This window comes from Chromobacterium aquaticum, from assembly GCF_021129195.1.
Taxonomy (GTDB): Bacteria; Pseudomonadota; Gammaproteobacteria; order Burkholderiales; family Chromobacteriaceae; genus Chromobacterium; species Chromobacterium aquaticum.
Map to the genome: position 1 here is coordinate 20,354 of NZ_JAJOHW010000100.1, position 14,295 is coordinate 34,648.

Annotated in this window: 13 protein-coding genes; 2 read left to right on the plus strand and 11 right to left on the minus strand. The window is 64.0% G+C overall.

Annotated elements, in window-relative coordinates; genetic code table 11:
* The first annotated feature begins 33 nt into the window (after nucleotides 1–33).
* The gene (locus LQT98_RS15650; RefSeq protein WP_231463389.1) at nucleotides 34–966 is read left to right on the plus strand and encodes a dihydroorotate oxidase; all 933 of its coding nucleotides are present in this window, start codon (nucleotides 34–36) and stop codon (nucleotides 964–966) included.
* A 159-nt stretch (nucleotides 967–1,125) separates the two neighbouring features.
* Here LQT98_RS15650 and ettA read toward each other — a convergent pair whose 3' ends face one another.
* The 8 genes from ettA to gpmI form a co-directional block, all read right to left on the minus strand.
* Nucleotides 1,126–2,793, minus strand: coding sequence for an energy-dependent translational throttle protein EttA (gene ettA / locus LQT98_RS15655; protein WP_048409111.1), 1,668 nt, complete (start codon nucleotides 2,791–2,793; stop codon nucleotides 1,126–1,128).
* Nucleotides 2,794–2,881: 88 nt separating this feature from the next.
* Nucleotides 2,882–3,361, minus strand: coding sequence for a DUF456 domain-containing protein (locus LQT98_RS15660; RefSeq protein ID WP_231463391.1), 480 nt, complete (start codon nucleotides 3,359–3,361; stop codon nucleotides 2,882–2,884).
* A 49-nt stretch (nucleotides 3,362–3,410) separates the two neighbouring features.
* The gene (ppk1, locus tag LQT98_RS15665) at nucleotides 3,411–5,468 is read right to left on the minus strand and encodes a polyphosphate kinase 1 (RefSeq protein WP_048409109.1); all 2,058 of its coding nucleotides are present in this window, start codon (nucleotides 5,466–5,468) and stop codon (nucleotides 3,411–3,413) included.
* 71 nt (nucleotides 5,469–5,539) lie between these two features.
* Complete coding sequence (locus LQT98_RS15670) at nucleotides 5,540–5,812, minus strand: oxidative damage protection protein (protein WP_048409108.1); 273 nt, start codon at nucleotides 5,810–5,812, stop codon at nucleotides 5,540–5,542.
* 87 nt (nucleotides 5,813–5,899) lie between these two features.
* A complete protein-coding gene (gene argA / locus LQT98_RS15675) occupies nucleotides 5,900–7,204 on the minus strand; it encodes an amino-acid N-acetyltransferase (protein WP_048409107.1) in 1,305 nt (434 codons plus the stop codon).
* 144 nt (nucleotides 7,205–7,348) lie between these two features.
* On the minus strand, nucleotides 7,349–8,776 hold the full coding sequence (locus LQT98_RS15680; RefSeq protein ID WP_378124637.1) for a S41 family peptidase: 1,428 nt from the start codon (nucleotides 8,774–8,776) through the stop codon (nucleotides 7,349–7,351).
* A gap of 42 nt (nucleotides 8,777–8,818) precedes the next feature.
* Nucleotides 8,819–10,147, minus strand: a complete 1,329-nt coding sequence (locus LQT98_RS15685; protein WP_231463395.1) for a murein hydrolase activator EnvC family protein — start codon at nucleotides 10,145–10,147, stop codon at nucleotides 8,819–8,821.
* Between the two features lie 246 nt (nucleotides 10,148–10,393).
* Nucleotides 10,394–11,917: a 2,3-bisphosphoglycerate-independent phosphoglycerate mutase gene (gene gpmI / locus LQT98_RS15690; protein ID WP_231463397.1), complete on the minus strand. Its 1,524-nt coding sequence runs from the start codon at nucleotides 11,915–11,917 to the stop codon at nucleotides 10,394–10,396.
* A 103-nt stretch (nucleotides 11,918–12,020) separates the two neighbouring features.
* Here gpmI and LQT98_RS15695 point away from each other — a divergent pair, with 103 nt between their 5' ends.
* Nucleotides 12,021–12,317, plus strand: a complete 297-nt coding sequence (locus LQT98_RS15695) for an ArsR/SmtB family transcription factor (RefSeq protein WP_019100570.1) — start codon at nucleotides 12,021–12,023, stop codon at nucleotides 12,315–12,317.
* A 126-nt stretch (nucleotides 12,318–12,443) separates the two neighbouring features.
* Here LQT98_RS15695 and LQT98_RS15700 read toward each other — a convergent pair whose 3' ends face one another.
* The 3 genes from LQT98_RS15700 to LQT98_RS15710 form a co-directional block, all read right to left on the minus strand.
* Complete coding sequence (locus LQT98_RS15700) at nucleotides 12,444–12,665, minus strand: hypothetical protein (RefSeq protein WP_231463399.1); 222 nt, start codon at nucleotides 12,663–12,665, stop codon at nucleotides 12,444–12,446.
* 155 nt (nucleotides 12,666–12,820) lie between these two features.
* Nucleotides 12,821–13,654: a 4-hydroxybenzoate octaprenyltransferase gene (ubiA, locus tag LQT98_RS15705; protein ID WP_231463482.1), complete on the minus strand. Its 834-nt coding sequence runs from the start codon at nucleotides 13,652–13,654 to the stop codon at nucleotides 12,821–12,823.
* A 38-nt stretch (nucleotides 13,655–13,692) separates the two neighbouring features.
* Nucleotides 13,693–14,217, minus strand: a complete 525-nt coding sequence (locus LQT98_RS15710) for a chorismate--pyruvate lyase family protein (RefSeq protein WP_231463401.1) — start codon at nucleotides 14,215–14,217, stop codon at nucleotides 13,693–13,695.
* Between the last annotated feature and the right edge of the window lie 78 nt (nucleotides 14,218–14,295).

Here is a 14,295-nt window from a genome sequence, read left to right on the forward strand (position 1 = left end):
CATCGCCGGCAGATGAATTCGCCGGAGGGCGCGATGACGCTGGATCTATCCGTTTCCTGGCTGGGCATGCAGATGGCCAGCCCCCTGTTCAACGCTTCCGGCGTCCATTGCCGCACCAAGGAGGAACTGGAGCAGCTGCGCCGTTCCGCCGCCGGCGCGGTGGTGACCAAGAGCTGCACGCTGGCGCCGCGCGCCGGCAATCCCGAGCCGCGTTACCGGCGCACCGCGCTGGGCAGCATCAATTCCATGGGCCTGCCCAACGAGGGCTACCGCTATTACCTGGACTATGCCCAGGCTTACGACGACGCCAAGCCGCTGTTCCTGTCCATTTCCGGCATGACGCTGGAAGACACCTTGACCATTCTGGCCGAACTGGCGACGCTGAAGCTGCCCTGCCTGCCGGAGGTGAATCTGTCCTGCCCGAATCTGCCGGGCAAGCCGCAGCTGGGCTACGACTTCGCCGCCAGCGCCGAGGCCCTGGCGGCGATCAGCCGGGTGTACGCGCAGCCGTTCGGCGTCAAGCTGCCGCCGTATTTCGATCCGGTGCATTTCGCCGCCATGGCCGCGGTGCTGAACGGCTTCCCGCTGCTGCGCTTCGTTACCTGCATCAACTCGGTGGGCAACGGTCTGGTGATCGATCTGGACAGCGAGGCCGCGGTGATCAAGCCCAAGGGCGGGCTGGGCGGGCTGGGCGGCGATTACGTGCTGCCGACGGCGCTGGCCAATGTGCGCGAGTTCGCCGTGCTGCTGGCCGACAAGCATGTGATAGGCTGCGGAGGGGTGAAGAGCGGGGCGGAGGCCTTCATGCACATCCTGGCCGGCGCCACCGCGGTGCAAGTGGGCACCTGCCTGCACGAGGAGGGCGTCAGCGCCTTCGATCGCATCGAGGAGGAACTGGCCGCCATCATGCAGGCCAAGGGCTACCAGCGGCTGGAGGAGTTCCGCGGGCGGTTGAAGACTTTGTGAGCGCATGAAAAAAGCCCGGAGAACCCGGGCTTTTTTCTATAGAGCGTGTTTACGATCGCGCGAGCTAAGGCGAGACAAGGCGAAAACGGCAGAGAAAGCGGAATGTACTTGAGGTACATGAGCCGTATCGCCGACGCGCAGCAGATCGTAAACAGGCTCTTAACGGCTGATCGGCTTGTAGCGGATCCGCTTGGGCTTGGCGGCTTCCTCGCCCAGGCGTTTCTTCTTGTCGGCCTCGTATTCCTGATAGTTGCCGTCGAAGAAGGTCCATTGCGATTCGCCTTCCGCCGCCAGGATGTGGGTGGCGATACGGTCCAGGAACCAGCGGTCGTGAGAGATCACGAACACGGTGCCAGCGTATTCCAGCAGCGCGTCTTCCAGCGCGCGCAGGGTTTCCACGTCCAGATCGTTGGAGGGTTCGTCCAGCAGCAGCACGTTGCCGCCCTGGAGCAGGGTCTTGGCCAGGTGCAGGCGGCCGCGTTCGCCGCCGGAGAGCATGCCCACTTTTTTCTGCTGATCGGCGCCCTTGAAGTTGAAGCGGCCGAGGTAGGCGCGGCTGGACATTTCGAACTTGCCCACGGTGAGGATGTCGGCGCCGGCGGCCACGTCCTCGAACACGGTCTTGTCGCCGTCCAGGCCCTCGCGGGTCTGCTCGACAAAGGCCATCTGCACGGTCTGGCCAATCTTGACCTCGCCGCTGTCCGGCTGTTCCTTGCCGGCAATCATCTTGAACAGCGTCGATTTACCGGCGCCGTTGGGGCCGATGATGCCGACGATGGCGCCCGGCGGGGCCTTGAAGCTGAGATTGTCGATCAGCAGGCGGTCGCCGAAGCCCTTGGACACGCCGTTGAACTCGATCACCTCATTGCCCAGGCGCTCGGCCACCGGAATGAAGATTTCCTGGGTTTCGTTGCGCTTCTGGGTTTCGTAGCTGGACAGCTCCTCGAAGCGGGCCAGACGCGCCTTGGACTTGGCCTGGCGGCCTTTCGGGTTCTGGCGCACCCATTCCAGTTCCTGCTTCATCGCCTTCATGCGCGCGCCTTCGCTCTTGGCTTCCTGCGCCAGGCGGGCTTCCTTCTGTTCCAGCCAGCTGGAGTAATTGCCTTTCCACGGGATGCCTTCGCCGCGGTCCAGTTCCAGAATCCATTCGGCGGCGTTGTCCAGGAAGTAGCGGTCGTGGGTGACGGCCACCACGGTGCCGGGGAAGCGCACCAGGAATTGCTCCAGCCATTCCACCGATTCCGCGTCCAGGTGGTTGGTGGGTTCGTCCAGCAGCAGCATGTCGGGCTTGGACAGCAGCAGCTTGCAGAGCGCCACGCGGCGCTTCTCGCCGCCGGACAGCGGGCCGATCTTGGCGTCCCACGGCGGCAGGCGCAGCGCGTCGGCGGCGATTTCCAGCTGGTGTTCGACGTTGTCGTTGGCGCCGGCGGCGATGATGGCTTCCAGCTTGGCCTGTTCTTCGGCCAGCGCGTCGAAGTCGGCGTCCGGGTCGGCGTAGGCGGCGTATACCTCTTCCAGGCGCTTCTGCGCGCCCATCACGTCGCCCATGCCGCTTTCCACTTCCTCGCGCACGGTTTTTTCCGGGTCCAGCTGCGGTTCCTGCGGCAGGTAGCCGATCTTGACTCCGGCCAGGTGCTGCACCTCGCCTTCGTATTCCTTGTCCGCGCCGGCCATGATGCGCAGCACGGTGGATTTACCGGCGCCGTTCAGGCCCAGCAGGCCGATCTTGGCGCCGGGGAAGAAGGACAGGGAGATGTCCTTGATGATCTGGCGCTTGGGCGGAACGATCTTGCTCACGCGGAGCATGGACATTACATATTGTGCCATCGGTATTCACGCTGGATTGAAAGGGGATAAACCGGGATTCTACCAAATCCCCCGGTTTAGGCCAGCCACGCCGCCGCGTAGCCGGCCGCTAGAACAGTAGCGCCAGCGCCGCGGTCGCCAGCATGGCGAAGGCGCAGGCCACCTTGGCCACCGCGCCGACGATGAAGCCGATGAAGGTGCCGATGCCGACCTTGCCGGCCTGGAAGGCGTCCTTGCGGGCGATGAACTCGCCGATGACGGCGCCGAGCAGCGGGCCGAGCAGCACGCCGGCCAGGCCGAAGAACATGCCGACGATGCCGCCGATGAAGGCGCCCCACAGCGCCTGGCTGCTGGCGCCGCTGGCCTTGGCGCCGAGCAGGCCGGCGAAGAAATCAATCACCAGACCCAGCGCGGTGAGCAGGGCCATGATGATCAGGCTGATGGCGCCCAGGTGGTTGAAGTTGTCCAGCCAGGCGGCCAGCAGCAGCCCGCCGAACATCAGCGGCAGGCCGGGAATGATGGGCAGCATGGTGCCGGCCAGGCCGGCGATGACGAGCAGGGCGGCGAGACTGTAGCCGGCGATTTCCATGGTTGTCCTTGCGGGGGAGGGCGCCCGCGGCGTGGCCGCGGGCCGGGTGTCAGCGGGTGTACTCTTCCAGTAGCTGCAATTGCGCGCAATGCGGCTTGCCGCGGGAGGTGCGGCGTTTGTAGCTGCCGTCCGGCAGCATGTCCCAGGCGTTGACGTTGTCGTCCAGGTACAGACGCAGTGCTTCCTTGATCACCCGACGTTTGAGCTTGGCGTCGACGATGGGCACGCAGGTTTCGATGCGGCGGAAGAAGTTGCGGCCCATCCAGTCGGCGCTGGCGATCAGCAGGTCTTCCTTGCGGTCGTTGTGGAAATAGAACACGCGCGGGTGTTCCAGGAAGCGGCCGACAATGGAGCGCACGCTGATGTTGTCGGACAAGCCCGGCACGCCGGGCCGCAGCGCGCACACGCCGCGCACGATCAACTGGATCTTGACCCCGGCCTGGCTGGCGCGGTACAGCGCGTGAATCACCTGGCTTTCCAGCAGGGCGTTCATCTTGGCGATGATCTGCGCCGGTTTGCCGGCCTGGGCGTGGGCGATTTCGCGGTCTATCGCCTCCATCACCATGCTGTGCAGCGTGAACGGGCTCTGGAACAGCAGCTTGAGCTGGCTGGCGCGGCCCAGGCCGGTCAGCTGCACGAAGATGTCGTTGACGTCGCTGGCGATCTGCTCATTGCAGGTCAGCAGGCCGAAGTCGGTGTAGAGGCGGGCGGTGCGCGGGTGGTAGTTGCCGGTGCCCAGATGCACGTAGCGGCGCAGGCCGTGTTCCTCGCGGCGCACCACCATCAGCATCTTGGCGTGCACCTTGTAGCCGATCACGCCGTAGACCACGTGGGCGCCGGCATCCTCCAGCCGGCTGGCCCAGCCGATATTGGCTTCTTCGTCGAAGCGCGCCATCAGTTCCACCACCACGGTCACCTGTTTGCCGGCGCGGGCGGCGGCGATCAGCGATTCCATCAGCACCGAGTCGGTGCCGGTGCGGTACACCGTCATCTTGATGGCCACCACGTGCGGATCGGAGGCGGCCAGCGTCAGCATGTCTATCACCGGCTGAAAGCTCTGGAACGGGTGGTGCAGCAGGATGTCGCCCTTGCGGATGGCGTCGAACAGCGGTGTCTTCTTGCGCAACATCTCCGGCAGCGTGGGGATGAAGGGGGTGAATTTCAGGTCGGGCCGATCCACCAGGTCCGGCACCTGCATCAGCCGCACCAGATTGACCGGGCCGTTGACGCGGTAGACGTCGCGCGGCTTGAGATTGAACTGGGTCAGCAGGAATTCTTCCATGTGCGCCGGGCAGGTGTCGGCGATTTCCAGCCGCACCGCGTCGCCGAACTGGCGCTGGCGCAATTCCCCCTGCAGCGCGGTGCGCAGGTTTTTCACGTCCTCGTCTTCCACCGTCAGCTCGCTGTCGCGGGTGACGCGGAACTGGTAGCAGCCCTTGACCGCCATGCCGCTGAACAGCTCGTGCACGTGGGAGTGCAGGATGGAGGACAGGAACACGAAGGTGTGGCGATGGCCGTCGCTGACTTCGGCCGGCAGCTTGATCACGCGCGGCAGGATGCGTGGCGCTTGCACGATGGCGATGCCGGAGGCGCGGCCGAAGGCGTCGCGGCCCTCCAGTTCCACCGCGAAGTTAAGCGATTTGTTCAGCACCTTGGGGAAGGGATGGGACGGGTCCAGACCAATAGGGGTCAGGATGGGCATCAGCTCGCGGAAGAAAAAGTCCTGTACCCATTGCTGCTGCGCCTGGCTCCACTCGCTGCGGCGCAGGAAGATGATGTTTTCCTCGCGCAGCGCCGGGAACAGCACTTCGCTCATCACCGCGTACTGGTCGCGCACCAGCTGGTGCGCGGCGGTGGCCACCTTGGCCAGCGCCTGTTCCGGCGTGGAGCCGTCGGCCAGGATGCGCTCCGGCGTGGCCACGGCGGTTTCCTGCAGCCAGGCCACGCGCACTTCGAAGAACTCGTCCATGTTGGAGGACACGATGCACAGGAATTTCAGCCGTTCCAGCAGCGGCAGGTTGGCGTCTTCGGCCTGGGCCAGCACGCGGCGGTTGAATTCGAGCAGGCCCAGTTCGCGGTTGATCAGCAAGTCTTGCGTGTGTGACATACGGGGTTCAAGCCAACAGTGGAGAGTTCAGGGAAAAACAAAGCCCTCGCTTGGAGGGCTGGGCATGGAGATTAGTTCTGCGGCGGGGTATAGCCCGCCGGGGCGTCGGCGCCGTCGCCGAAGAAGTAGGCTTCCAGCTGCGCGGCCAGGTACTGGCGGGCGCGAGCGTCGGCCAGGCTCAGGCGGTTTTCGTTGATCAGCATGGTTTGATAGCGCAGCCAGCCTTGCCAGGCTTCCTTGGATACATTCTCAAACACACGCTTGCCCAGTTCGCCCGGCAGCGGCGGGAAGTCGAGGGCTTCGGCTTCGCGGCCCAGCTTGACGCAATTGACGGTTCTGCTCATGGCGCAATCCTTAAAATATCGGAAAAAGGTTAATTCAACATTGTGTCACAGAGATGAAACGCTTCCAACCACGGCGCGGCCCTAGTCTTACAAGACCTTGACGAAAACCTTGGAGCGGCGTTGATAGTTGTAGAACTGCTGCCGCGCCAGCGGCAGCGCGCTCTTGTCCGCCTCGGCGAAGCCGCGTTCGACGAACCAGTGCGCGGTCTGGGTAGTGAGCACGAACAGCGATTGCAGACCCTGAGTGCGCGCCTGGTATTCCACGTGCTTGAGCAGCATCTCGCCGAAGCCGCCGTCGCGCTTGTCCTGCGCCACCGCCAGGCAGGCCAGTTCGGCGGTGCCGGCGTCGGTGAACGGGTGCATGGCCACGCAGCCGTAGATCTTGCCGTCGTGCTCCAGCACCGAGTACTCGCCGATTTCCACTTCCAGGTGTTCGCGGCTGCGCTTGACCAGCACGCCCTGTTCTTCCAGCGGCTGGATCAGGCCGATGATGTCGCCGATGTCTTCGATGCTGGCGTTGCGCACCCGTACCAGCGGATCGCGCGCGATCATGGTGCCGTTGCCGCCGCGGGTGAAGTGTTCCACCAGCAAGGCGCCGTCGGCGTGGCGGCTGATCAAGTGAGCGCGCGGAATGCCTTCGCGGGTGGCGCGGATGGCGTAAGGGAGATAGGCGCTGACGTCGTCCTGCAGCTGGCCGGAGGCCAGCAGGTCTTCGGCCTGCTGCGCGGTCAGCGTGCTGATCAGCTCCTCGTTCAGCATCACGCCGCGCTGCTCGATCACGAAGATCAGCTTTTCCGCCTTCAGGGTGATGGCGACGTGGGTGGCCAGCTCTTCCATGGTCAGGTTGAAGGCCTCGCCGGTCAGCGAGTAGCCGATGGGCGACAGCAGCACCAGCTCGCCATGGTCGAGGCGGGCGCGGATGGCGGCGCCGTCTGCGCGGCGTACCTGGCCGGTGTATTGCATGTCCACGCCGTCCAGCACCCCCAGCGGCTGGGCGGTGACGAAGTTGCCGCCGGCCACGCGTAGATGGGCGCCGTGCATCGGCGAATCGGGCATGCCCATGGACAGCAGCGCCTCGATATCGCAGCGGGTGGCGCCGGCCGCCTGCTTGACCACGTCCATGGTCGCGGCGTCGGTGACGCGGCGGTCGCGGTGGAACAGGCGGGCGATGCCGTGGCGTTTCAGCAGTCCCTCGATCTGCGGGCGGATGCCGTGCACTAGCACGATGCGCACGCCCAGGCTGACCAGGAGGTTGATGTCTTGCGCCAGGCTGGCGAATTCGCCGTCCTGCAGGGTTTCGCCGCTGACGGCCAGTACGAAGGTCTTGCCGCGGTAGGCGTTGATATAGGGGGCGGCTTCGCGAAAGGAAAGCACGAATTCGCGGGTAAGCATGAGGGCTGCGGCTCCGGCCGGGAAACTAGGGTTCAGCCGGATAGCGTAGCAGGAATGACGATGTTTTGCAGAAGGACGATGACGGGCGCGCATGAAAAACGCCCCTGGAAAAACCAGGGGCGTGCGTGGGTGGCCGCGAGCGGCTCAGCTGCCTTTTTTCTGCAGGATCTGCTGGACCTTGAGAATGTTCAGCGCCTGCGACAGCTGGTTGTCGTTCTTCGGATTGGGATCGCGCGGGCCGAACTGGCTCTTCTCTTCCGGCTTGGCCTTGTCCTGGCCGTCGTCCGGCTTGGCCGGCGCGGGGGCCGGCTTGGGCGCGGCCGCGGGCTTGGCGCTGCTCTTGGCCGGCACCTTGTCCTCGCCGTTGGGATTGGCCAGGTGGTTTTCCAGGTCCACCTCGCGCAGGCGCAGCGCCTGTTCGGCCGCGGTCAGCGTGCCGTCTTCCACCACCACGTCGGGCACGATGCCCTTGGCCTGGATCGAGCGGCCGTTGGGCGTGAAGTAGCGCGCGGTGGTCAGCTTGATGCCGCCGGCGTTGCCCAGCGGCATGATGGATTGTACCGAGCCCTTGCCGAAGGTCTGGGTGCCCACCAGCACCGCGCGCTTGTGGTCCTGCAGCGCGCCGGCGACGATTTCCGACGCCGAGGCCGAACCGCCGTTGACCAGCACCACCAGCGGCACGTTGCGGGCATCCTGCGGCAGCTTGGACAGTGGGTCGCTGCCGTTGGGGCGCGCGTAGTTCTGCAGATTGGCGGTCAGCCGCATCTTGGCGTCAGGAGTACGGCCCTCGGTGTACACCACCAGTTGGTTCTTGGCCAGGAAGGCGGCGGAAACGCCGACCGCGCCGTTGAGCAGGCCGCCCGGGTCGTCGCGCAGGTCCAGCACCAGGCCCTTCAGGCCCTGCTTGTTCTCCTTGTACAGCGCCTGGATGCCGGCGGCCAGATCCTCGGAGGTGTGCTCCTGGAACTGGGTGATGCGCACATAGCCGTAATCCGGTTCCAGCAGCTTGTACTTGACGCTCTTGGTTTTGATCACCGCGCGCGCCAGCGTGAATACCAGCGGTTTGGTTTCGGTCTTGCGGGCGATGGTCAGCGTGACCTTGGTGCCCGGCTTACCGCGCATCTTCTTCACCGCGTCGGTCAGGGACAGGCCGCGCACCGGGGTGTCGTCGATCTTGATGATCAGGTCGCCGCTCTTGATGCCGGCCTTTTGCGCCGGGGTATCCTCGATAGGGGACACCACCTTGACCAGGCCGTCCTCGGCGCCGATTTCGATGCCGAGGCCGCCGAATTCGCCCTGGGTGCCTTCCTTGAGTTCCTTGAACGCATCCGGGTCCATGTAGTCGGAGTGCGGGTCCAGCCCGGTCAGCATGCCCTTGATCGCCGCGGTGATCAGCTTCTTGTCTTCCACCGGATCGACATAGTCCTGCTTGATGCGGCCAAACACTTCGGCGAAGGTGCGCAACTCGCTCAGCGGCAGCGGGGATTCGCCCTTGTCGGCAAAGGCTTGCATGCTCAGCGTCAGCACGCCGCCGGCCATGGCGCCGGCCACTAGCCAGGCAATCTTCTTCATTCTTTGGCTGCTCATGTTTGTTATCTGTCTCCGTTGCCCGGTTCAGCGCGCCCAGGCTTGCGGGTTTAGGGGGCGTCCCATGTGTCGGATTTCAAAGTACAGGCCGGATTCGCCGCTGTCCAGTGTTCCGGTGTTGCCGATTGTGTCACCGGCCTTGACGCCGCTGCCCACGGATTTGCCTATTACCGATAGTCCGGTATAGACCGTCATGTAATTGCCGCCATGGTCGATCAGGATGGCGTTGCCGAAGCCGCGCAGTTGATCGGCGAACACCACGGTGCCGTCGGCCACGCTGCGCACCGGGGTGCCGTTGGCGGTCTGGATGAACAGGCCTTTCCAGCTGACGCCTTGCTGGCGCGGCTTGCCGAAGCGGCCGACCAATTGCCCGGCCACCGGCATCTTCATTTTGCCCTGCAGGCTGACGAAGGCGCGGCCGGCGGCGCTGTCGTCGGCCACGTCGGTGATCGCTTCCTCTTTCACCGTGACCGTCCGCTTGGCTTCCTCCGGCACCGGCTTGCCCTGCTTCTTGGCGTTTTCCGCCAGCTTGCGACGGCGCTCGTTCTCTTTGCGCGCGGCTTCGCGGGCGGCGGCCAGCTTGGCCTTGCGTTCCTCCGCCGCCTTGCGCGCGGCTTCGGCGCGGCGGCGCTGGATTTCCCGGTTGATCTGGGCGATCAGGCCGGTCAGGCGCTTTTCGTTTTCCTGCAGTTGGCTGAGTTTGCTTTGGCCGGACTTGATCTCGCCGGTGACCTTGCTCAGCTCCTGCTGCTGGCTGGCCTTGTCCTGCTGCAGCGAGCTCTTTTCCTGGCTCTTGCGGTCCGACAGCGAGTTGAGGCGGGCCAGTTCCTGCTCCAGCTGGAAGGACAGTGCTTCCAGTTCATGCTGGTGGGTGATCAACTGGGCGACCAACTGCTGTTGGGCGCGGGCGATATGCTGATAGTAGGCGAGGTCGCGCGCGCTCTGATTGGGATCGTTCGCGTTCATCATCAGCTTCATCGCATCGTGCTGGCCGTTCTTGTACTGGCGCGCCAGCATCTGGCCGACGCGCTGGCGCACCGCGGCCAGGTTGTTGCGGCTGGCGTTGATCTGGGCGCGCAGCGCTTCCAACTGCTGCTCGGAACTGCTTTGTTTCTTTTCCAGCTTGACCAGCGCCTGGTTGGTCTGGGCGATGGCCTGTTCCGATTCCTTGATCGCCGACTGGGCCTCTTTCTGCACCACCTGTTTCTGGGCGATGTCCTTTTTCAGCGTGTCGATTTCCTTGCGCACCGATTTGAGGTCTTGCTGATGCGGCGTGGTGGACAGCGCGGCGGAAGCCGGCGGCGCGGCGTGGCTGGCTGCGGCGAGCAGGGTCGCCATCAGGACATAGGATTTCATTGCCGGGAATGTGCTTTCTCTTGGGCCGCGAGCCGGATGCCCCGTCCTCGAGCGAGGGGTCCGGCTCCTTGACGCCGGCGAAGCCGGCGGCGGCGGGTCTTGGAGTCCGTTCTAAAGTCTCGCCAGCCAGAGCGAAACAAGGCGCAAACGCTTGAAGCAGCGGAATGCACAAAGCGGTACATGAGCATTCTGAAAGCGTTTTTAACGCTGTATTGCTGAAGTGCAGCAGACTATTAGAACAGATTCTTATTGGAATTCGATCAACGATTGACCAGTCATCTCCGTTGGTTGTTCCAGGCCCATCATCGCCAGCAGCGACGGTGCGATGTCGCGCAGCGAACCGCCGGCGCGAATCCGGGCCGGACGGCCGACGTAGAGGAAGGGCACCGGGCTCAGCGTGTGCTGGGTGTGCGGCTGATGATGCTCGGCATCGTACATCTGCTCGCAATTGCCGTGGTCGGCGGTGATCAGCACTTCACCGCCGGCGGCGCGCATCGCTTCCACGCAGCGGCCTATGCAGCCGTCCAGCGCTTCCACCGCCTTGACCGCGGCGTCGAAGATGCCGCTGTGGCCGACCATGTCGCCGTTGGCGTAGTTGCAGATGATGGCCTGGTACTGGCCGGAGGCGATGGCGGCGACGATCTTGTCGGTGACTTCGCCGGCGTTCATTTCCGGCTGCAGATCATAGGTGGCCACCTTGGGCGATGGCACCAGGATGCGATCCTCGCCGGGATAAACCTGTTCCTCGCCGCCGTTGAAGAAATAGGTAACGTGCGGGTATTTCTCGGTTTCGGCGATGCGCAGCTGTTTCAGGCCCTGGCTGGCCAGGTATTCGCCAAAGCCGTTGCTGATCTTTTGCGGCGGATAGGCGATGGACAGTTGGCTGTAGGCCTCGCCGTAGGAGGTCAGCGTGGCGAAGTCGGCAAACTTGGGCTGGCGCGCCTTGAAGCCGTCGAAGGCCGGGTCGGTTAGCGCACTGACCAACTGGCGCGCGCGGTCGGCGCGGAAATTCATGAACACGACGACATCGCCGTCCTGCATGCCGGCCGTTTCGCCGATGGCCGTGGCCTTGACGAACTCGTCGTTCTCATCGCGGGCGTAGGCGGCTTCCAGCGCTTCCAGGCCGCTGCGGGCATGGTACAGGCCTTCGCCTTCCACCAGCAGGCGGTAAGCCGGTTCCACGCGTTCCCAGCGCTTGTCGCGGTCCATCGCCCAGTAGCGGCCGGTCACCGATGCCAGGCGCGCGGACGGGCATTCGGCCAGCACCGCGTCCAGCCGTTCCAGATAGGTCTTGGCACTGCGCGGCGGGGTGTCGCGGCCGTCCAGGAAGGCATGCACCAGGATGCGCGCGACGCCGGCGGCCTGGGCCGCGCGGATCAGCGAATGAATGTGGTTTTCATGACTGTGAACACCGCCGTCGGACAGCAGGCCCATGATGTGCAGCGTCGAGTCCTTGGCCTTGGCGATCGCCGCGCCCAACACCGGGTTGGCGGCGAAACGGCCGTCCTCGATGTCGCAGTCGATGCGGCTGATGTCCTGCTGCACCACGCGGCCGGCGCCGATGTTCAGATGGCCGACTTCCGAGTTGCCGAACTGGCCGGAGGGCAGGCCGACGAAATTTTCCGAGGCATTGATGGTGCCGTAGGGGAAGGTCTGGCGCAGGCGGTTCCAGTTGGGCATCGAGGCATGCAGAATCGCGTTGTCATCGCCTTCGGTGCGATGGCCAAAACCGTCGAGAATCAACAACAACACCGGTTTGATGGATTTCATGGCATTCACATTCTGAATATTAGAAAATCTTGATGGTATTGGATTTAGTGTAGTATTGTACCGCAGTCAGACTAAATATAATGACTCTACAGGGAGAGAAGCCTTGCTGTTCAACGATGACCAGATCGAGCAGACCTCGAGGGCGATGAAGGCGATGTCGCACCCGCTGCGTCTGAAGATCATATCGGTGCTGGAAGACCAGGAAGTGAGCGTGCAGGACATAGTCGAGCAGGTCGGCACGTCGCAGAGCAATATTTCTCAGCATTTGGCCATTATGCGCGACAAGGGCGTGTTGCGCACGCGCAAGGACGCCAACCGCGTCTATTACCGCGTTGGCGATATCCGCACGCTGGAGGTGCTGAAGATGATGCGCGAAGTATTCTGTGGTTTCGGCGAGTAAATCGCCGCCAGTCGAATCCGCGCTACCGGCATGAGCCGGTTTTGTCGCTGAAATTGGAATGTCAAAACGCCGCGCTTCTCAAGGAAGCGCGGCGTTTTTGCGTCAAGCTGAACCGCCGGGGCTCAATTACTTGGCGGCGGAAGCCGACTGGTGCTCGCCTTTCTTGTGAGCGTGCTTCTTGTGGGCGTGCTTCTTGTGCTTGGCGGGCGCGGAAGCATGCTTCTTGCCGGCTTTCTTGTGTTCGGCCTTGTGCTCCATCTTCTTCTCGGCAGGAGCGGAAGCCGGGGTGGCGGCCAGGGCGGTGGTGGCGAAGGCAGCGGCGATCAGAGCGGAAATCAGTTTTTTCATGATTGTGACCTTTCTTGTGTAAAGCCGGCGGTGCATGCCGGCTGCAATCCCAAATGGGTGAGATATGCCCTGTCTGGGATTTGCGCCTGGCGGGAAAGTTCACACAAATTCATAAAAACTTGCCGTGGCGCAAATTCATGCCATCGGCTTGAAGCTCAGAACAACCAGTAACTGGCGGCGACGCCGGCGAAAATGACGGCGCCGACGCGGTTGTTGTCGAGAAAGGCCTTGAAGCAGGCGGCGCGGTCGCGCTCGCGGATGTCCAGGTACTGCTTGGCCATCAAGGCGATGGCGCAGAGCAGGGACAGGTAATAAGGCCAGTTCAGCTCCAGGTGCAGGCCGATGCCGGTCATCAGCGCGAGGAAGGCGGCGTGGAACAGCATCACGGCCAGCACGTCGTAATCGCCGAAGGTGAGCGCCGAGGTCTTGATGCCGATCTTGATATCGTCAGGCTTGTCGCTGATGGCGTAGGCGGTGTCGTAAGCCAGCGTCCAGCAGGCATTGGCCAGCAACAGCAGCCAGGCCAGCGCCGGTACCTCGCCGGCCTGGGCGGCGAAGGCCATCGGGATGCCGAAGGAGAAGGCCAGGCCCAGATAGGCCTGCGGCACCGGGAAGAAACGCTTGGTGTACGGATAGGTGGCGGCGATGAACAGCGCCGGCAGGCTCAACAGCAAGGTCAGACGGTTAAGCGGCAGGATCAGCAGCAGCGACAGCAGGGCCAGGCCGGCGGCCAGCAGCAAGGCTTCTTTCTTGCTGACCGCGCCGCGGGCGAACGGGCGCAGCCGAGTGCGCGCCACATGGGCGTCGAAATCGCGGTCGGCGTAGTCGTTGACCACGCAGCCGGCGGAGCGCATCAAGAAAGTGCCAATGATGAAAATCAGCACGATGAGCGGATCGGGCCGGCCGTGGCCGGCGATCAATAGCGCCCACAGCGTCGGCCACAGCAGCAAAAAGGTGCCGATGGGCTTGTCCATGCGCATCAACTGCATGTACACGGAGAAGCGGTCCTTGAAAACGGCGGCGGTGATCACAGCAAAGTCTCCAGTTCCGGCAAAAACAGTTCGCAGATCAGCAAGGGCGCCTGGCGCAGCAGGAAGCGGCAGCGCCGCGCCGGATAGCTTTGATGCGGGCTCAGCGCCGCCGCGGGTTCAAACAGCGGATGGTCGGCGTCTATCAATTGGTAATGCAAGGGATCGCGGCGTAAATCCGGCAACTCGCTGAACAAGGTCAGGCCCAGGGAGCGGCTGCCGCGGTCTAGAATGGGCAGCCAGTCCGCGCAGTCCAGGCGCGCTACGCTGCGGGCGAACACCACCGGGGTGTCGTCCAGGGTCAAGGCCACTTCGCGCGCCAGCAGCGGCGCGCCGGCGGCCAGGCCCAGCAGCGCGGCCTCGTCGTCCAGGCAAGGGCCGGTTTGCTGCTTCAGCACGCGCACGGCGAAGCGGCGGCCGGTGGCTTGCAGCCGTTCGGTCAGCGAGCCGGCTTCGGTGAGACAGGATAGTACGGCGGCGGGCAGCGCGGGGGGCTGCGGCCGCCAGAGTGCGTGATGGGGCATGGCGCGCATTATGCCAAAGCCGGCGCGGCCTTGTCCCGTCCCATCTGCGGCCTGGGCGCGCGCATCTGTCTATCCCCA